The sequence below is a fragment of the Wenzhouxiangella sediminis genome, from assembly GCF_003410055.1.
GTDB classification, from domain to species: domain Bacteria; phylum Pseudomonadota; class Gammaproteobacteria; order Xanthomonadales; family Wenzhouxiangellaceae; genus Wenzhouxiangella; species Wenzhouxiangella sediminis.
On the sequence record NZ_QUZK01000034.1, the window covers coordinates 17124 to 32909 of the forward strand.

Annotated in this window: 19 protein-coding genes and 1 tRNA gene; 7 read left to right on the plus strand and 13 right to left on the minus strand. The window is 67.0% G+C overall.

The annotated features are described in order from the left end of the window. Nucleotides 1-31: 31 nt before the first annotated feature. Complete coding sequence (locus DZC52_RS07305; protein ID WP_116650475.1) at nt 32-457, minus strand: MerC domain-containing protein; 426 nt, start codon at nt 455-457, stop codon at nt 32-34. Nucleotides 458-564: 107 nt separating this feature from the next. Here DZC52_RS07305 and mnmC1 point away from each other — a divergent pair, with 107 nt between their 5' ends. Further along, complete coding sequence (mnmC1, locus tag DZC52_RS07310) at nt 565-2445, plus strand: FAD-dependent 5-carboxymethylaminomethyl-2-thiouridine(34) oxidoreductase MnmC1 (RefSeq protein ID WP_116650476.1); 1881 nt, start codon at nt 565-567, stop codon at nt 2443-2445. Here the strand turns inward: mnmC1 and DZC52_RS07315 are convergent. The 3 genes from DZC52_RS07315 to DZC52_RS07325 all read right to left on the minus strand — a co-directional run bounded on the left by DZC52_RS07315 (nt 2439) and on the right by DZC52_RS07325 (nt 5625). Beyond that, nucleotides 2439-2990, minus strand: a complete 552-nt coding sequence (locus DZC52_RS07315; RefSeq protein WP_220338298.1) for a lipocalin family protein — start codon at nt 2988-2990, stop codon at nt 2439-2441. The two genes, mnmC1 and DZC52_RS07315, sit on opposite strands and share 7 nt — an antisense overlap. Before the next feature lie 73 nt (nt 2991-3063). Continuing rightward, nucleotides 3064-3139: transfer RNA gene (locus DZC52_RS07320), tRNA-Thr, on the minus strand. Nucleotides 3140-3348: 209 nt separating this feature from the next. Then, the gene (locus DZC52_RS07325) at nt 3349-5625 is read right to left on the minus strand and encodes a nitric-oxide reductase large subunit (protein WP_116650477.1); all 2277 of its coding nucleotides are present in this window, start codon (nt 5623-5625) and stop codon (nt 3349-3351) included. Nucleotides 5626-5724: 99 nt separating this feature from the next. Between DZC52_RS07325 and DZC52_RS07330 the strand changes: the two genes are divergently transcribed. Genes DZC52_RS07330 through DZC52_RS07350 form a run of 5 tightly spaced genes read left to right on the plus strand, consistent with a single transcriptional unit; the run spans nt 5725 to nt 9037 of the window. Then, nucleotides 5725-6147, plus strand: a complete 423-nt coding sequence (locus tag DZC52_RS07330) for a YbaN family protein (protein ID WP_116650478.1) — start codon at nt 5725-5727, stop codon at nt 6145-6147. Further along, entirely contained in the window at nt 6129-7334 is a 1206-nt protein-coding gene (locus tag DZC52_RS07335) for an NnrS family protein (protein WP_116650479.1), read from the plus strand. Before DZC52_RS07330 ends, DZC52_RS07335 begins: the two co-directional genes overlap by 19 nt. Nucleotides 7335-7344: 10 nt before the next feature. Beyond that, nucleotides 7345-7788 carry an RrF2 family transcriptional regulator gene (locus tag DZC52_RS07340; RefSeq protein ID WP_116650480.1) on the plus strand — a complete coding sequence of 148 codons (444 nt, stop codon included), beginning with the start codon at nt 7345-7347 and terminating at the stop codon, nt 7786-7788. A 32-nt stretch (nt 7789-7820) separates the two neighbouring features. Then, on the plus strand, nt 7821-8216 hold the full coding sequence (locus tag DZC52_RS07345; RefSeq protein WP_116650481.1) for a YbaN family protein: 396 nt from the start codon (nt 7821-7823) through the stop codon (nt 8214-8216). 29 nt (nt 8217-8245) lie between these two features. After that, a complete protein-coding gene (locus tag DZC52_RS07350) occupies nt 8246-9037 on the plus strand; it encodes a TatD family hydrolase (RefSeq protein WP_116650482.1) in 792 nt (263 codons plus the stop codon). A gap of 251 nt (nt 9038-9288) precedes the next feature. On the opposite strand, the gene DZC52_RS07355 is transcribed toward DZC52_RS07350, so the two are convergent. The 4 genes from DZC52_RS07355 to glmU form a co-directional block, all read right to left on the minus strand. Then, nucleotides 9289-10416 carry an acyl-CoA desaturase gene (locus DZC52_RS07355; protein ID WP_116650483.1) on the minus strand — a complete coding sequence of 376 codons (1128 nt, stop codon included), beginning with the start codon at nt 10414-10416 and terminating at the stop codon, nt 9289-9291. 66 nt (nt 10417-10482) lie between these two features. Then, nucleotides 10483-10860 carry a DUF4870 domain-containing protein gene (locus tag DZC52_RS07360; protein ID WP_220338299.1) on the minus strand — a complete coding sequence of 126 codons (378 nt, stop codon included), beginning with the start codon at nt 10858-10860 and terminating at the stop codon, nt 10483-10485. A 33-nt stretch (nt 10861-10893) separates the two neighbouring features. Further along, nucleotides 10894-11301: an ExbD/TolR family protein gene (locus DZC52_RS07365; RefSeq protein ID WP_116650484.1), complete on the minus strand. Its 408-nt coding sequence runs from the start codon at nt 11299-11301 to the stop codon at nt 10894-10896. A gap of 80 nt (nt 11302-11381) precedes the next feature. Further along, a complete protein-coding gene (gene glmU / locus DZC52_RS07370) occupies nt 11382-12740 on the minus strand; it encodes a bifunctional UDP-N-acetylglucosamine diphosphorylase/glucosamine-1-phosphate N-acetyltransferase GlmU (RefSeq protein WP_220338300.1) in 1359 nt (452 codons plus the stop codon). 122 nt (nt 12741-12862) lie between these two features. On the opposite strand from glmU, the gene DZC52_RS07375 reads away from it, so the two are divergent. Continuing rightward, nucleotides 12863-13156, plus strand: coding sequence for a DUF6916 family protein (locus tag DZC52_RS07375; protein ID WP_116650486.1), 294 nt, complete (start codon nt 12863-12865; stop codon nt 13154-13156). A 15-nt stretch (nt 13157-13171) separates the two neighbouring features. Here the strand turns inward: DZC52_RS07375 and DZC52_RS07380 are convergent, their stop codons facing one another. Genes DZC52_RS07380 through DZC52_RS07400 form a run of 5 tightly spaced genes read right to left on the minus strand, consistent with a single transcriptional unit; the run spans nt 13172 to nt 15772 of the window. Beyond that, on the minus strand, nt 13172-13684 hold the full coding sequence (locus DZC52_RS07380) for a GNAT family N-acetyltransferase (protein ID WP_116650487.1): 513 nt from the start codon (nt 13682-13684) through the stop codon (nt 13172-13174). A gap of 12 nt (nt 13685-13696) precedes the next feature. Then, entirely contained in the window at nt 13697-14188 is a 492-nt protein-coding gene (locus DZC52_RS07385) for a hypothetical protein (protein ID WP_116650488.1), read from the minus strand. A gap of 7 nt (nt 14189-14195) precedes the next feature. Continuing rightward, the gene (locus DZC52_RS07390; RefSeq protein ID WP_116650489.1) at nt 14196-14717 is read right to left on the minus strand and encodes a phage tail protein; all 522 of its coding nucleotides are present in this window, start codon (nt 14715-14717) and stop codon (nt 14196-14198) included. A gap of 9 nt (nt 14718-14726) precedes the next feature. After that, nucleotides 14727-15251 (minus strand): phage tail protein, encoded by a 525-nt coding sequence (locus tag DZC52_RS07395; protein WP_116650490.1) that lies wholly within the window; start codon nt 15249-15251, stop codon nt 14727-14729. 11 nt (nt 15252-15262) lie between these two features. Then, a complete protein-coding gene (locus tag DZC52_RS07400; protein ID WP_116650491.1) occupies nt 15263-15772 on the minus strand; it encodes a phage tail protein in 510 nt (169 codons plus the stop codon). Nucleotides 15773-15786 lie beyond the last annotated feature (14 nt).

Sequence of the window (15786 nt, forward strand, 5' to 3'; positions counted from 1 at the left end):
GGGCGAGCTGCCGAGACGGCAGCGGGAACCCTCACGCCATCGGACGCAAGCAGACGCGGCGTCGCTTTTTCAGGTTGAGCCAGTGACTGACGATCAGCGTGATGCCGCCGGCCGAGGTCAGGCCCGAGGCGGCCAGGGGCGGCAGGACGGTCGCCTCGAGAAAGGCGGCGGCCAACACCAGGGCCAGGCCCGCCATTCCGGCCAGCAACAGGCCGACACTGCGGTGGCTGCGATAGCCCAGCCAGAACGCGCCGAGGCTCAGCGGCAGGATCAACAACAGCAGCAGGCGGTGGAAGAGGTCGCTGCCGAATATGCCCAGTGACATCATCGGCGCGAGCACGATCGCCAGGCTGAGCAACAGGCACTGCACCAGGCACACCGCGGACACGCAGATACCCGCCCGATCGAGCAGGCTGGCGTGGGCGTGGCGTTCCGGTGACTTGAAGACGGCGGCCATGGTTCGCGAATCCGGCGACGAAAATCGTATGATATAACATTTTGCCGGCCGACGTCGCCTCCCCGAGCGTCGCCGCCTTAGAATGTCGGCTTTGCCCGACCCTGAAGATGCCCGACTTCATCCTCCCGCCGCTGCAGACCGCGAAGATCGACTGGCGCGATGACACGCCCTTCGCCCCCGAATACGGCGACAGCTACTTCATGCCGGGCCGGGGCATGGCCGAAAGCACCGCCGTCTTCATCGAAGCCAGCGACCTGCCGCGGCGCTTCGTCGAACTGCCCGACGACGGGCTGTTCGTGATCGGGGAGACCGGCTTCGGCACCGGCCTGAACGCGTTACTGGCGGCCGAGTGTTTCGACCGCCATGCGCCGTCCTCGGCGCACCTGCATATCTACTCGGCCGAGTGCCACCCGCTGACGCGCGAGGATCTCGCTCGCGCCGCGTCGCACTGGCCCCGACTGGCCGAACCCGCCCGGGCACTCCTCGCGGGCTGGCCACCGCCGGCCCCGGGGCTCCACCGCATCCGGCTGGCCGAACGCGTGGAGCTGACCCTGATGTTCGGAGATGCCGCCACGCTGTGGCAAGCCGGGCCGGATCGGATCGACGCCTGGTTCCTCGACGGCTTCGCACCCTCGCGCAACCCCGAGTTGTGGAGCGAGGAGCTGTTCGCAACGCTCGGGGCGCGATCGAGGCCCGGGGCAACGGTCGCGACCTTCACCGCCGCCGGTGTGGTCAAACGGGGACTGGCGAGTGCGGGCTTCGAAGTCGAACGGCGCGAAGGCTTCGGCGGAAAACGCCACCGTCTGGTCGCGCGCATGCCCGGTGAAAGCGCGGCCCAGCGGACAAGGCGCGGCCGGGCCATCGTGGTCGGCGCCGGGTTCGCCGGCTGCACCGCGGCGCGCGCCCTGGCCGAACGCGGCTGGTCAGCCACCGTCGTGGATCCCCGACTGTCCGGCGAGATCCCGTCTTCCCTGGCGGCGGTGCTCTACACAACGGCCAGTCACCATCTCAATGCGCAGAACCGCTTCTACCTCGGCGCGCTTCTGCGCGCCCGGGAGTGGCTGCGCCGAATGGGCTTTCCCCGGGATGAGAGCGACGGACGGCTGGACGGCGTGATCCAGCACCTCGTCGATCCCCGGGTCGCCGAAAAGACGCGCAAGGCCCTGGCCAGCGGGGCCTGGCCTCAAGAACTGCTCCACCCGGCGGGAGACGAGCGGGTGCGTATCGAAGGTGCCGGCAGCCTGCGCCCCGGCGCCTGGTGTCGATTCCTGCTCGACCACCCGAGAATCTCGACCGTCGCGGCCCACGTTCGGTCCATCGGCGGCGGTCAAGAGGCGAGAGCGGAGCTGGGCTCAGGCGATCATGTCGAGGGCGACGCGGTCGTCCTGTGCACTGCCGGGGCAACCCGCGGATTCGAGGGTCTGGACTGGCTGCCCCTGCGGGTCGTTCGCGGGCAGGTCAGCTTCTGCAGGGCAACCGCGGCCAGCCTGGCCTGGCGCGAGGCGCACTGTCACGCCGGCTACGTGACGCCGGCTTTCGAGGGCGTGCATTGCATCGGCGCCACCTTTGATCGCCAGCGCGAGGAAGCGGTCGTCGACCCCGCCGACGACCAACTCAACCTGTCCGAGCTGCAACGCCATGTTCCTTCGCTGTGGCGCGCGCTCGGCGGGGAGTACATCGAAATCGTCGGTCAGCATGCCGGCCTCCGCGCACAGTCGCCGGATACCTTGCCGATGGTGGGGCCGCTGCCCGAGCCCCGGGAGAATCCGCACACGCTCGATCGACGCGTCTGGCTCGACATCGCCCACGGCTCCAAGGGCATGACCCACACGCCGCTGTGTGCCGACCTCATCGCCGACCGCCTCGCCGGCCACCCCGTGGCCACGGATCTGGAAGTCATGGTGTCACTGGCTCCCGAGCGATTCGTGGAGCGCCGGCGCAGGAGAGAGCCGGACTGGCGCCCCGATTCCGTCGACGACCATCACTGAAAGCCCCGCTGACCGACCTGCTCCGGACGCTGCGGCACCTTCTGCAGCTGGGAGGAATCGAATCCGCGGGCTTCCAGAAGCGCCAGCAGCGCCTCGTAGCGCTCGTCGGACACGACGGGCTCGCGCGCCATGATCCAGGCATATTCGCGGGAGGGATGTCCGACCACCGTCCACTGGTAGTCTTCGTCGAGCCCGATGATGTAGTAGCCGAAGCGAATCGGCCAGTAGAACTGCACCTTCCATTCCGCGTTGGTCTCCTCGTCGACCACCCAGGCCACGCCCGTCATCTCCTCTTCCGGCGCGTCGAAGCTGCCGTCCCGGTAACGGTAGATGTCGTCGATGCGCCCGTCGTCCCGCATCCGGTAGATGGCCCGGCCGGCCACGTTGCCGCGCTCCCCGAAATAGGGAATGTTGGCGATCACGTACCACTGCCCCATGTAGCGCTCGAGATCGACCCGATCGACCGTCTCCAGCGGCGGCCCGCCCCGCATCATGGCGCAGCCCGACAGCACCAGCAGCGCGAGTATGGCGAGGAAATGTTTCATTTCGATGCTCCGTTTGCCGAAAGCGGAAACGTAGCCCCGAGGATGTGAAGGAAGGTACAGGAAGGAAAAGAAATGGTGCCGGCTGAGAGATTCGAACTCCCGACCTACTGATTACAAATCAGCCGCTCTACCAACTGAGCTAAGCCGGCAAGAAGGTCCAATGAACTGCCACCATTGACCTAGGATGCAATTCTAATCGTTCCGGTGGTGCGGTTTTCAAGCGAAGCTTGAAAGAAGCGCCGCCGGGACACCGCAACCGCTCTACCTGCTGAGCTAAGCCGGCGCCCCCTTTATTCTACCCAAAGCAAACGGCCGGGACAGTGCCCGGCCGCTGCATTGCCTGTTGCCTCGTCTTGCCTCAGCCCACCGGCTCCGTTGCCGCCGGCGCGCTGAGTTCAGGCTGCCGGCTGCCCCGCCACAGGCGGAAGGTGAACCAGGCCAGGAGCACACCGCCGACGGCAAAGATGATGTCGCCGGGGACCCGCATCCAGACCATGCCGCGCATCCAGGCCGAGTGGACCACTTCCGGGGAGCGCGCATACCACAGGCCCTCGGTGACGGACCAGAACGCCTGGTAGACGCCCGCCGGAAGAAGCGACAGGAAGACCATCGCGGCCAGTCCGATGTTGAGCCACCAGAAGGCGTGCTTGAGCAGCCGATCGTTCCAGGCGCGATCTCGCGTCATGCCCCTGAGGCAGAACAACATCAGGCCGATGCCAAGCAGGCCGTAGACGCCGAACAGGGCGGCGTGGCCGTGGGCCGCCGTGGTGTTGAGCCCCTGCACGTAGTAGAGCGAAATCGGCGGGTTGATCAGGAAGCCGAGCAGGCCCGCGCCGACCAGGTTCCAGAATGCGACCGCCACGAAGAGCAGGATCGGCCACTTGTAGCGTTCGACCCATGGCGCGGCCTTGTGCAGTCGATAGTTCTCGAAGGCCTCGAAGCCGATCAGCACTAGCGGCACCACTTCCAGGGCGGAGAACACGGCGCCCACGGCGATCACCGAAGTCGGCGTGCCGGCGAAGTAGAGGTGGTGCAGCGTGCCCAGGATGCCGCCAGTGAGAAAGACGATGGTGGCAAACAGCACGACCTCGGTGGCCAGCCTGGCGCGAACCAGGCCGAGCCGGGTGAACAGCAGCGCGATCGCCGAGGTCGCGAACACTTCGAAGAAGCCTTCCACCCAGAGATGCACGACCCACCAGCGCCAGTAGGTGATGATCGAAAGGTGCGTGTGCTTGCCCCAGGTCAACCCGGCGCCGTAGAACAGGCCGATCGCGATCGTCGACAGGAACAGGATCGTGATCAGGGCGCGGTTCTCGGAAGGCTGGCGCAGCGCCGGCCAAAGCGACCGGCCCATCAGGCCGAGCCAGATCAGCAGGCCGCCGAACAGAAGAATCTGCCAGAAGCGTCCGAGATCGACGTACTCCCAGCCCTGGTGGCCGATCCAGAAGTTGATGTCCAGGCCCAGGCGCTGCTGGACGCCGAACCACTCGCCGGCCATCGAGCCGACGACCACGATCAGCAGGGCCACATAGAGAATGTTGACACCCAGCTTCTGGAACTTCGGTTCGTGGCCGGACAGGGCCGGCGCCAGGTAGAGCCCGGTCGCCAACCAGGCGGTCGCGATCCAGAAGATACCCAGCTGGGTGTGCCAGGTCCGGGTCACGGCATAGGGCAGGATTTCGGACAGGTTGAAGCCGTAGAACTCGTGGCCCTCGACGGCGTAGTGGGCCGTCGTCGCGCCCAGGACGATCTGCGCGAGGAACAGCGCCAGCGCCGTGTAGAAGTACTTGGCCGAGGCGCGCTGCGAGGGCGTGGGGTTCATGCCCAGCAGGGGATCGCTCCTGGGCGGCGTCTGCAGGTGTCCGCTGTCGTGAGTGGCCACGTAATACCAGGTCAACGCGCCGATTCCGGCCAGAAGAAGGATGATCGAGGCGATCGACCACATGGCCGTACCGGTTGTCGGGGAATTGCCTACCAGCGGCTCGGGCGGCCAATTGCTGGTGTAGGTGATTTCGCTGTCGGGCCGTTGCGTGGTCGCGGCCCAGGAAGCCCAGAAGAAGAAGGCGGGCATCAGGTCGCGGTGCTCGGCCGAGGGAATGGCGTCGTTGGCGATGGCGTACTGTTCGCGCAGGGCCTCGAAATCCGGGTCGTTGCTGAACACGCCGGTGTAGTGTTCGTGCACACGCGCGATGGCTGCTGCGCGTTCGGCGCTGACTGTAATGGAGTCGGTCGTCTCGTCGTAGCGGTTGGCCCGCATCTCCTTTTCGAGGCGGTGCTCGAGTACCGCCCGGGTTTCGCCGTCGAGGCTGGCGAGGCCGACGCCGTATTCCTGCTGCGCCCAGATATCGAGCAGCGCGGTCGCCTCCCGGTGCAGCCAGTCGGCCGACCAGTCGGGCGCCAGATAGGCGCCGTGGCCCCAGACCGAGCCGACCTGCTGGCCGCCGAGGGTCTGCCAGACCTGGCGACCTGTCTGGATTTGTTCGCGGGTGTAGATGAGGTCACCGTCCTCGCTCATGACCTGCGCGGGCACCGGCGGCATCTGGCGATAGATCTCGGTGCCGATGAAACCCAGTGTCGCGAAGGACAAGATGCAGATGACGGCCAGCACCCACCAGAAGCGTGTTGACGGGGTCATTGTTTCTCTCCTTTTCTGTCTGCCTTTCGAATGGCCGCCTTACCCTGCGCGACCGTTGATGCATTTTACATGCATATTATGTAGATGTATACTTGATACATGAATAATGTCGGCAAACAAGCAGCGCCCCGCTGGATGTGGCTCGCCCTGACCTGGACCGGACTCGGCCTGGGGACGGCGGGCACGGTGCTACCCGTGCTGCCGACGACGCCCTTCCTGCTGCTCGCGCTTTGGGCCGGCTCCCGAGCGATGCCGCGGCTCCGGTATCGTCTCTACCGGCACCCGCGCTTCGGCGGCCCGCTGAGAGCGTGGCAGCGTCACGGCGCCATCCCCGTCGGAGCGAAATGGCTGGCCTGCGGCCTGATGGCCGCCAGCCTCGCGTCCCTGTGGCTCACCGGCGCCGACCCGGCGCTGCTCGCCGGCCTGGGCACCCTGTTCGCCGCCGCGGGGACCTTCGTACTGACCCGCCCTTCACGCGTCGAACCGACCCGGATCGCAACAAGATGCCAACCGACACCCTGATCGAAACCAGGCGCCGGGAGTCGGCGCTGTGGGCTTGCCCGTTTCGCCCGTTCTTCCTGGCCGCGGCCGGCTACGCCATCCTGGCCCTGGCCGGCTGGCTCGGCCTCTTGCTGCTGGGCTGGCCCCTGGCCGGCGACCATCCGCCGATGCAGTGGCACAGCCACGAGATGCTGTTCGGCATGGCGGGTGCCGCGATCGCAGGCTTCCTTCTCACGGCGATGTGCAACTGGACCGGGGCGCAGCCACTGTCCGGTCGCGGCCTGCAGGCGCTGTTCGGCCTGTGGCTGGCCGGCCGAATCGCCCTCTGGCTGTCTGCGGTGCTGCCGCATGCTCTGGTCGCCGCGATCGATGTGGGCTTCTTCGTCGCGGTCGCGGTCTATGCCGGGCGCGTCATCGTGGGAACGGCCAACTACCGCAACCTGCCCCTCGTGGCGGTAGTCTCCGCCCTGGCCCTGGCCAACCTCCTCTTCCACGCCGGCTGGTGGACGCAGCAACCGGAGCTGGTCCGCCGCGTGGAGCTGGGTACGGTGGGCCTGATCGTTTTGCTCATGGTCATCATTGGCGGCCGAATCACGCCGGCGTTCACGCGCAACTGGCTGCTGCGCCGGGAGATCCGGCCGGAGGTCGTGCGCAGCTGGCCGCTGGTCGAGACCGCGAGCGTTACCTCGGTCGCGCTGTTGGCGCTGGCCCTGATGGCAGGGGCGCCGGCGGCCGTGCTGGCCCTCCTGGCCGGCGTGGCGGGCCTGGCCAACGCCGTTCGCGTGATCGGCTGGCGGGGCTGGCAGGCACGTTCGGACGCGCTCGTCTGGATCCTGCACGCCGGCTACGCCTGGATTCCGCTCGGCCTGATTCTCATGGCCTTCGGCTACGGCACCGGCAGCCCGGCTTCCACAGCCTGGATGCATGCGCTGGGCCCGGGCGCCATGGGCGTGCTCATCATCGGCGTGATGACGCGCGTCGCGCTGGGCCACACCGGGCGAGCCCTGGAACTGCCGAAGGGTGCGGTCGCCGCCTACGCGCTGATTCTCGCCGCCGCGACCGTTCGTCTGGTCACGGCCCTGGATTGGCTGCCCTGGCGCGCCGGGGTCATGACCAGCACCGCCGCCTGGTTCGCCGCCTTCGCAGTTTTCCTGTGGCTCTACCTGCCGATCCTCGTGCGCCCCCGCGCCGACGGTCGCCCCGGATGAGGACCCGACCATGCGCCTGACCCATCACGCCGACCTCGCCCTTCGCGTTCTCATGCACCTGGCCCTGACGGGGGAGCGCCGCGTCACGATCCAGGAAATCTCCGAGGCCTTCGGCATCTCGCGCAACCACCTGATGAAGGTCGCGCACAAACTCGCCGGCCTGGGCTACATCCTTTCGACCCGCGGCAGCGGCGGCGGCATCCGGCTGGGTCACGAGCCGGGCGAGATCGTGATCGGCCGGGTGGTGCGCGACATGGAGCCGGATTTCGGCCTCGTCGAATGCTTCCGGCCGGAGAACCGCTGCATCATCACCCCCGCCTGCGCCCTGCCCCGGATGCTCGACGAAGCGCTACGCGCATTTCTCGAAGTGCTCGACGGCTACACGCTCGCCGACCTGGTCACGCCGAAGCTCGCGCCGGAAATGGCGCGTATCCTCCAGATCCGCCTGGAATAGCGGCCGAGGGCCGGGCGTATAATTCCGGCTCCATGGCTCTCGATCCCCGCTCCGCCCGGCTTTTCTGGCTGATCCTCACCTGGATCGCCATCGGGCTCGGTGCCGTCGGCGCCTTCCTGCCGCTGATGCCGACGACCGTTTTCCTGCTGATCGCGCTGTGGACCGGCTCCAAGGCCTCGCCGCGATTCCGCTACCGCCTGTTCCGGCACCCACGCTACGGTCCGGCCTTGCGGGACTGGCATCGCCACGGCGTCATCTCGAATCCGGCGCGGTGGACGGCGGCGGGCGCGATGGCGCTGAGCGTCTTCGTGCTGTGGATGGCGGGCGCATCACCTTCGGTGCTGATTGCAGTCGGCGCCTGCCTGCTCCTGGTCGCCGCCTGGATTTTCAGCCGCCCCAGCAGGGTCGGAAACAACGAGGACGAATAACGAGATCAGGGGCGGTACAATTCCGCGCCATGGAACTGATCGACATCGGCTGCAACCTCACCCACGACTCCTTCGACCACGACCGCGAAACCGTCATCGAGACGGCCCGGGAGGCGGGCGTGAAACGAATGGTCGTCACCGGGGCGACCGAGGCGGGAAGCGTCCAGGCACACGAACTGTCGGGTCACTGGCCGGGCGTGCTCTACGCGACCGCCGGCGTTCACCCCCATCACGCCGAGGAAGTCGGCGCCGAGACACTCAGCGTCCTGGCCGAACTGCACCGCGAAACCGACGTCGTCGCGGTCGGCGAATGCGGGCTCGACTATTTCCGCGACTTCTCGCCGCGCCCGGCGCAGCGCCGCGCCTTCGAGCGCCAACTCGAGCTGGCCGTCGACTGCGGCAAGCCGGTGTTCCTGCATCAGCGCGACGCCCACGACGACTTCGTGGCCATCTTCCGCGAGTTCCGCCCGCACCTGGCCGGCGCGGTCGTCCACTGCTTCACCGACACGCGCGAAGCGATGCTCGAGTACCTGGAGATGGACTGCCATATCGGCATCACCGGCTGGATCTGCGACGAACGACGCGGCCACCACCTCAAGGAGTTCGTTCACGAGATACCGGCCGGCCGCCTGATGCTCGAGACCGACGCACCCTACCTCAAGCCGCGCAACATGAAACCGAAGATCAAGACCCGCCGCAACGAACCGCAATGGCTGCCCTGGATCGCCGGCACCGTCGCCGCCTGCCGCGGCGTCAGCCCCGACCAGCTGGCCGAGGAAACCACGGCGACGGCAGAACGATTCTTCGGCCTGGAGGCGTAAACGGTCGTCGGAAGGGGGCAGCGGGAACGTTGTCGCTTTCTCGCAATGGCGCCAAGGCGCTAGGGTCGCAAAGGAACCAATACTCAAAAAAAACACCGGCCGATTGGCCGGTGATTTCGTAATCGATCTCCACTTTTCAGCACTTGCCGGGCTGCTGAACTGTCTTTATCGCAAGTTACGTTTTCAATTCCTTGCGACCTTGGCGCCTTTGCGCCGTTGCGAGAACCCGTACCACCCGCAACGCGATCTGACTACGCCGCAGCGGCAGCCTGGCGGAGGGTGGCCAGGCGGCGTGCCTGCATCTTGAGGCGGTATTCGAGTTCGCGGTAGCGCGTGGACAGTTCGGTGCGGCGCCACTTGTCGCGGATGGCCGCCTTGCCGGCGGCGACGCGCTCGGCCTGCACGGCCTGCCACTGCGCCACGGTGTCCTTGAACTGCTGGTACTCGCGCTCGAGCGTTTCCGACCAGGTCATGGCATCGGGACTGCCAGCCAGGCGCTCCTGCAGTTCGCGGAACTGCACCTGAAGACGCGCGCGGCGGATCTTGAAGCGCGGCGTGCGCCGCAGCTCGTAGGCCAGGCCCATCCAGGACGCCGCGGCGATCAGCCACTTGCCCGGATCGAACTGCCACCAGCTGATGCCGTTGCGGTAGTCGGCCTGGAAGGCGTGGTGGAAATTGTGGTAACCCTCGCCCCAGGTCAGCAGGGCGACGACGCCGCTGTCGCGCGCGGTGTTTTCGAGGTTGTGCGTGCGCTTGCCCAGGGTGTGGGCCAGCGAGTTGATGAAGAACGTGCACTGCTGCGAAAACGCCAGACGGAACGCACCGGCCAGCAACACCATGCCGACGATGTCGCCGACGAGCCAGCCCAGCAGCAGCGGCAGGCCGAGGTTCATGCCCCAGGTCAGCGGCCAGTAGTGGCGATGCTGCCACGCCACGATCGGATCGCGCTCGAGATCGCGCACCTGGTCGAAATCGATCTCGCTGGTGGGGTACCTGCGCAGCATCCAGCCCATGTGGGCGTGCCAGAAGCCGGACTTGATCGAGTGCGGGTCGCGCTCGACATCGTCGACGTAGCGATGGTGCACGCGATGGCGGGCGCACCAGACCAGCACGGAATTCTGCAGCGACTGGGCGCCGAAGACGGCGAAGAACAGCCTCAGCGGCCAGGCCGCCTTGTAGGTGCGGTGCGACCACAGGCGATGGTAGCCAGCGGTGATCGACAGGCCGCTGAGCACCCAGAAGATGCCGGCGAAAGCCCAGGTCCAGCCGCTGAAGCCGTACATGAAAAACCACGCCGGCGCGGCAACGAAGCCCAGCACGGCGATGGCGATGAAGAAGGTCAGGTTTTCGTAGACCAGGCGAGGCTTTTCTTGAGTCATTTCAGGATTCGTTTCCCCGGTGCCGAAGCCCCGCCCCCGGCAGGGGACGCGGCCGGCGCCGATTATTTACTTGAAGAACTTGATGGACAGAGGGTAGGGCCAGACTTCGCCCTCGGAGGCCTTGACCCCGCCGATGATCGGGAAGATCAGGCTGACGAGGCCGAGCGCAGCCAGCAGCAGGAAGCCGATACCCACGATCATCAGGATCATGCTGATGATGGCGTAGATGATCGCGCTGATCATCCAGTTGAAAACGACATAGCCGTGGGGCTTGAGGCCCGGCATGCTGTCCTTCTTGAGCACGTAGATGACGATGGGCACGACCAGTCCGGCCAGCGGAACCACCAGGCCGGAAAGCATCGACAGATGCAGGATCATGGCCCAGTTATTGGTTTCCTTGTCGTCGCTGCTCATATCGGACTCGGGCGAATACTCTTCGTTCATCGCGGGCTCCTTGCTGGTTTGCTCGCCGATACCTTACTGGTTCTCGGTCGCCACGGAAATGTTGCTGATGCCGACCACGTTGGCCGAATCCAGCACCTGCACCAGGGCGTTGGTGTTGGCGTCCGGGTGCGCGGCCACGATCAGCGGCGACTGCGGGCTCTGGGCGTATTCCCGCTCCAGGTTGGCGCGCAGGGCATCCGGCTCCACGCGGCGCTTGTTGACCGTGATCATGCTGGTCTGGTCGATGCGCACGACGATCGGCAGGTTCTGGTCTTCCTGCACCGTCTTCTGTTCGCTCTGCGAGGGGCGGGAGATGTCCAGGCCCTGCTCGCGCACGAACGAGGTGGTCACGATGAAGAAGATCAACATGATGAACACGATGTCGAGCATCGGTGTGATGTTGATCTCGGCTTCTTCCTCTTCTCGATGACGTCTACGCATTTTTGAAACAGAATCTCTGGAAAAAAACTGGAAGGGGACGAGAATACCGCAGGCGCGGCCTCCGCGCCAACTCCGCTCAGCTATTTTTTGTCCTTCGCGGCCGGCCTCTTCCAGCCGGGAATGCTGCGCTGGCGGGCCCTGGAGACCGTCAGCTGACCCTCGGGGGCGTCGGAGGCGATCACGCTCCCTGCGCCGATCGTGGCCTCCTCCCCTATTTCGACCGGCGCGACCAGGGAAGAGTTCGACCCGATGAACGCGCCCTTGCCGATCACGGTGCGGTGCTTGTTCACGCCGTCGTAGTTGCAGGTGATGGTGCCCGCGCCGATATTGGCGCCCTCGCCGACTTCCGCATCGCCGATGTAGCTCAGGTGCGAGGCCTTGGCGCCGGCCGCCAGCCGGGCCTTCTTGGTCTCGACGAAGTTGCCCACCTTGGCGCCCTCGGCCAGTTCGGTGCCGGCGCGCAGACGCGCGAACGGCCCGACCGAGCAGGCCCCGGTGGTGCGCACGCCCTCGAGCACGCTCATCGGCTCGATGCGTGTGCCGGCCGCCAGGTCGCAGTCGCGGATCACGCAGCCGGGCCCGATCACCACCTCGTCGCCGAAGCGATTGCTGCCCTCGAGCACGACGTTGACGTCGATACTCACATCGCGCCCGCTGACCACCGGCCCACGCACCTGGACCGAATCGGGATCGAGCAGGGTCACGCCCTCGGCCAGCAGCGCCGCGCGCGCGCGCGCCTGGAAGACGCCCTCGAGTTCGGCGAGCTGGGCGCGATCGTTCGCACCGAGGAGTTCCTCGGCCTGCTCGGCGATGGTCGCGGACACGTTCCGCCCCGCTCCGGCCGCGATGCCGATGCAGTCGGTCAGGTAGTACTCGCCCTGGGCGTTGTCGTCGCCCACGGCTTCGAGCCAGCCCGACAGATCGGTCGCGGCCGCGCAGAGCACGCCGCTGTTGACCTCGTCGATGCGGCGTTCCTCGTCGCTGGCGTCCTTTTCCTCGCGAATCGCCGTCACGTGGCCGCCTTCCCGAACGATTCGTCCATAACCGGTCGGGTCGGCGGCGACGAAACTGAGCACGGCGAGATCGGCTTCGCTCTCGAGCAGTCGCGCAAGCGTGGCCGCGCGAATCAGGGGCATGTCGCCGGGCAATACGAGGACCCGCGCGGCGGGGTCGACCCGGGGCAGGGCCTGGGCGGCTGCATGACCGGTACCACGACGTTCGGACTGCATCACCCAGTCGATCCCCTGCCCGTCCAGCACGGCGCGCACCTGGTCGGCGCCGGCGCCGATGACCACGCGGATGGCGTCCGGCCGCAGTTCACGGGCGGTGTCGACGAGATGCTGCAGCATCGGCCGTCCGCCGACCGGCTGGAGCACCTTGGGCCGGGCGGAATTCATCCGCTTGCCCTCACCGGCGGCGAGGATGATCACTTCAAGCATGAGTCTGCCCCTGTAATGACTGGTAGCCGGGCCCAGTATACTGGCCGCCACCATCGCCGCCGCTGTCGAATCGCGCCGCCGCGCCGGTTACCATTGCCGCCGATCAAGCCTCCGGAACCAGCATGCTCGACAAGCTAACCATCGAAGATTTCGAAAACCTGATCGACCGCGATGTCACGCTGTGCTTCGGCGATAGCAGTCAGAGCGGGCGCGTGGTCGAAGTCGCCCGCCGTGGGGAGAAGCCGCCTGAGGGCAGGCAACCCTTCAGCGCCGTCGTCGAGAGCGGCCCCAACGACGGCTATTGGCCCCAGGGCACGCACGTGATGGTGCATCCCGAGCACGGCGACCTGGCGTTGTTCATGGTGCCGCTCGGACCCGGCGAGCACGGCATGCGCTACGAGATCGCGATCAACTAGTAGCCGCATGGCCCACTAGGCTTCCCAGCGCATGAACTGGTAAACCCCGCGCGTTTCCAAGGCCTCGAAGCCCATTCGCCGATACAGTCGGATGGCCGGATTGAAAGGCTCCACGTGCAGGGTCACCGCCAGACCCTCTTCCCCGGCAAGGCGCTGGAGCGCCTCGATAAGGGCAGTCCCTCGCCCCGCGCCGCGCCACGCGGGCAGGAAGGCGATGTCCATCAAGCGCAGTTCACCGGGCCGCTCATCCAGGTACAGGCGACCGACCGGCTCGGTCTCGCCCGCGATCAGCAGGAACTCGGCGTCCGGATAATGCTCGCGGTAGTGGGCGCGCTGCAGGCGCGACTGCTCGTGCAGGAAGCGGCGAACCTCCGGCTCGCTCCAGCCCGTCTGCGCCAGTTCCTCGACGCGGGTCGTGGCATACAGCCGATCGAGAAACTCGCCGTCCTGTTCGGGATCCTCGCTGCGCAGGCCGAGCCCCAGGCATCGCGCCGTCGGCGCCAGCCGCTCTTGCCACCCTCCCGCCAAGGCCGGCTTCCTTCAGGCCGCCACCAGCCGGAACTCCAGCGACACCCCGTCGCCGTCGGTCCCGTTGACGTCCAGCCGGTAACGGCCGGGCCTCGGTCGGTGACCGAAAAGCTCCGCGGCGGCGACGAACGACCGGCGATTGGCCCATTGGACCTCCAGGCCGGCCAGGCTGCCGCGACCGAAATGCAGGCTGCCCCGACGCGAGACCTCGCCCCGGGAAGGATGCACCAGCGTGAACTCGTTGCCGCTGAGCAGTCCGGAATAGATCGCCTTGAGGCCGAAGCCGGGACGATCGCAATCGGGCTCGCCCTCGGCCGCACCGAGCAGGTCGAGGCGGAATCCGGCGGGCGCATGGTGGTCCGCGTCGATCGCCGGCCGCGACTCGTCGAGCCGTGTGCTGCGACAGCGCAAGGCACCCGAAAGGCCGGCAACCGCGCGGGATGATGACGGGACGGCGACGGCGCCGCTGAGCGCGGCAAAGGAAACGAATTCGCGTCGATTCATGGCGTGATCAACTCCGGCTGGGGTACAGACCCTGAAGGGCGATGATGAAATTGATCGCCAGCGAGGGCTGCATGTTGTTGTGGGCCTGGCTTCCGCCGCTCGAGCCGATGGCCTGCTCGTCCAGATCCACCATGGACTGCGGCGCCCGGTACAGGTTGGCGCCGGACGATCCGGCCAGCTGGTTGTCGCCCGCCGGATCGTTCTCGTTGGCGCTGCGCACCGACACGTTCCAGTCATGCCGGTGCGAGGGCATCTGTGCCTCGGTAAGCGTGACCGTTTCCACGCCGCCGCGCTCACCCAGGCTTCGCGGGGTCAGTCCGGGGCCCTGGCCGGGATGCATTGCCGCCCTGCCCTGCAGGTCGGGAAGCGCGGTCGTGCTCTGGCCGTCGCCGCCGTAGGTCGTCCCGATGAGCGAGAACAGGGCCGTGTTCTGGGAAATCGGCAGGAGCTGGCCGTCGCAAGTGGCCCAGCCCCTTGGCGCGAAGTTGCCGGCGAAGATTCGGATTTCCGCGATGAAGGGTTCGGACATGGCAGCCTCCTAGTTGCGCGACGGGTAGATGCCGAACAGGGCGATGATGAAGTGGATGCAGGTGAACGGGTGCAGGTTCGTGTGCGAGCGGCTGCCGCCGGTGGGCGTCACCGACTCGCTCGACAGCCGCGTAAACGGACCGATGCCGTCGTAGATGTCGAGGCTGGCGGGATTGGTCCGCGCCGGCACCTTGCCCTGCGCACCCGCGTCCTGGGCGAGATCCGTGCTGGCACGCTGCTCGTGCGAATGGCCGGGCATCTGATTGACCGTCAAGGTCACGGACTCCGCACCGCCCTTCGAGCCGAGCTGGCGCGGCGACAGGCCCGGGCCGGTGCCGGCGTGGATGGGGATGCGTCCGCGCATGTCCGGCAGGCCGAAGGTCGTCTGGCCGTCGCCGCCGTAGATGGTGCCGATCAGCGAGAAAAGGGCATCATTCTGCGAGACCGCCAGCAACTGGCCGTCGCAGAACGCCCAGCCGCGCGGGGCGAAGTTGCCCGCGAACATACGAATCTCTCCGACGAAGGGTTCGCTCATGAATCGCTTCCTCAGTTGCGCGAGGGGAACAGCCCCTGCAGGGCGATGCAGAAATTCAGCGTGATGAACGGCTGCATGTTCTCGTGGGCCTGGCCGCCGCCGACGCTGGACACGCTGCCCGCGTCGAGCGCGGTGAGATTGGCGGCGTCGTGGTAGACCGGCGCGCCGGCGGTCGCGAGCACTTCACTGCCGGCGGCGGTCACCGCCGGCTCGGTCGCCTCGTCGGCCGAGGCCCGCCCGGTATGGCCGTGCTGCGGCATCTCGGCGGCCGACAGCGTGTGCGTCTCCTCACCGAAGCGCTGACCCTCGGAGTAACCATTGCCGACGTGGATGGGCGTTCGCCCGCGCAAATCGGGCAGAGCGAACGAGGTCTGGCCGTTGCCCCCGTAGGTCGTGCCGAGCAGCGAATAGAGCGACTGGTTCTGGTTGATGGGCAGGATCTGCCCGTCGCACAGCGCCCAGCCGCGCGGGGCGAAGTTGAAGCCGACGATGCGGATCTCGGCCAGGAAGGGCTCAGACATGGGAACGCTCCGTG

What these genes read in the sequence shown, in the direction of transcription:
- DZC52_RS07365 (WP_116650484.1), bottom strand. Translation starts at nt 11,301, where the DNA reads ATGCGTAGACGTCATCGAGAAGAGGAAGAAGCCGAGATCAACATCACA.
- DZC52_RS07325 (WP_116650477.1), bottom strand. Translation starts at nt 5,625, where the DNA reads ATGACCCCGTCAACACGCTTCTGGTGGGTGCTGGCCGTCATCTGCATC.
- DZC52_RS07400 (WP_116650491.1), bottom strand. Translation starts at nt 15,772, where the DNA reads ATGTCTGAGCCCTTCCTGGCCGAGATCCGCATCGTCGGCTTCAACTTC.
- DZC52_RS07340 (WP_116650480.1), top strand. Translation starts at nt 7,345, where the DNA reads ATGCGCCTGACCCATCACGCCGACCTCGCCCTTCGCGTTCTCATGCAC.
- DZC52_RS07350 (WP_116650482.1), top strand. Translation starts at nt 8,246, where the DNA reads ATGGAACTGATCGACATCGGCTGCAACCTCACCCACGACTCCTTCGAC.
- glmU (WP_220338300.1), bottom strand. Translation starts at nt 12,740, where the DNA reads ATGCTTGAAGTGATCATCCTCGCCGCCGGTGAGGGCAAGCGGATGAAT.
- mnmC1 (WP_116650476.1), top strand. Translation starts at nt 565, where the DNA reads ATGCCCGACTTCATCCTCCCGCCGCTGCAGACCGCGAAGATCGACTGG.
- DZC52_RS07395 (WP_116650490.1), bottom strand. Translation starts at nt 15,251, where the DNA reads ATGAGCGAACCCTTCGTCGGAGAGATTCGTATGTTCGCGGGCAACTTC.
- DZC52_RS07390 (WP_116650489.1), bottom strand. Translation starts at nt 14,717, where the DNA reads ATGTCCGAACCCTTCATCGCGGAAATCCGAATCTTCGCCGGCAACTTC.
- DZC52_RS07305 (WP_116650475.1), bottom strand. Translation starts at nt 457, where the DNA reads ATGGCCGCCGTCTTCAAGTCACCGGAACGCCACGCCCACGCCAGCCTG.
- DZC52_RS07385 (WP_116650488.1), bottom strand. Translation starts at nt 14,188, where the DNA reads ATGAATCGACGCGAATTCGTTTCCTTTGCCGCGCTCAGCGGCGCCGTC.
- DZC52_RS07360 (WP_220338299.1), bottom strand. Translation starts at nt 10,860, where the DNA reads ATGAACGAAGAGTATTCGCCCGAGTCCGATATGAGCAGCGACGACAAG.
- DZC52_RS07355 (WP_116650483.1), bottom strand. Translation starts at nt 10,416, where the DNA reads ATGACTCAAGAAAAGCCTCGCCTGGTCTACGAAAACCTGACCTTCTTC.
- DZC52_RS07330 (WP_116650478.1), top strand. Translation starts at nt 5,725, where the DNA reads ATGAATAATGTCGGCAAACAAGCAGCGCCCCGCTGGATGTGGCTCGCC.
- DZC52_RS07315 (WP_220338298.1), bottom strand. Translation starts at nt 2,990, where the DNA reads ATGAAACATTTCCTCGCCATACTCGCGCTGCTGGTGCTGTCGGGCTGC.
- DZC52_RS07375 (WP_116650486.1), top strand. Translation starts at nt 12,863, where the DNA reads ATGCTCGACAAGCTAACCATCGAAGATTTCGAAAACCTGATCGACCGC.
- DZC52_RS07345 (WP_116650481.1), top strand. Translation starts at nt 7,821, where the DNA reads ATGGCTCTCGATCCCCGCTCCGCCCGGCTTTTCTGGCTGATCCTCACC.
- DZC52_RS07335 (WP_116650479.1), top strand. Translation starts at nt 6,129, where the DNA reads ATGCCAACCGACACCCTGATCGAAACCAGGCGCCGGGAGTCGGCGCTG.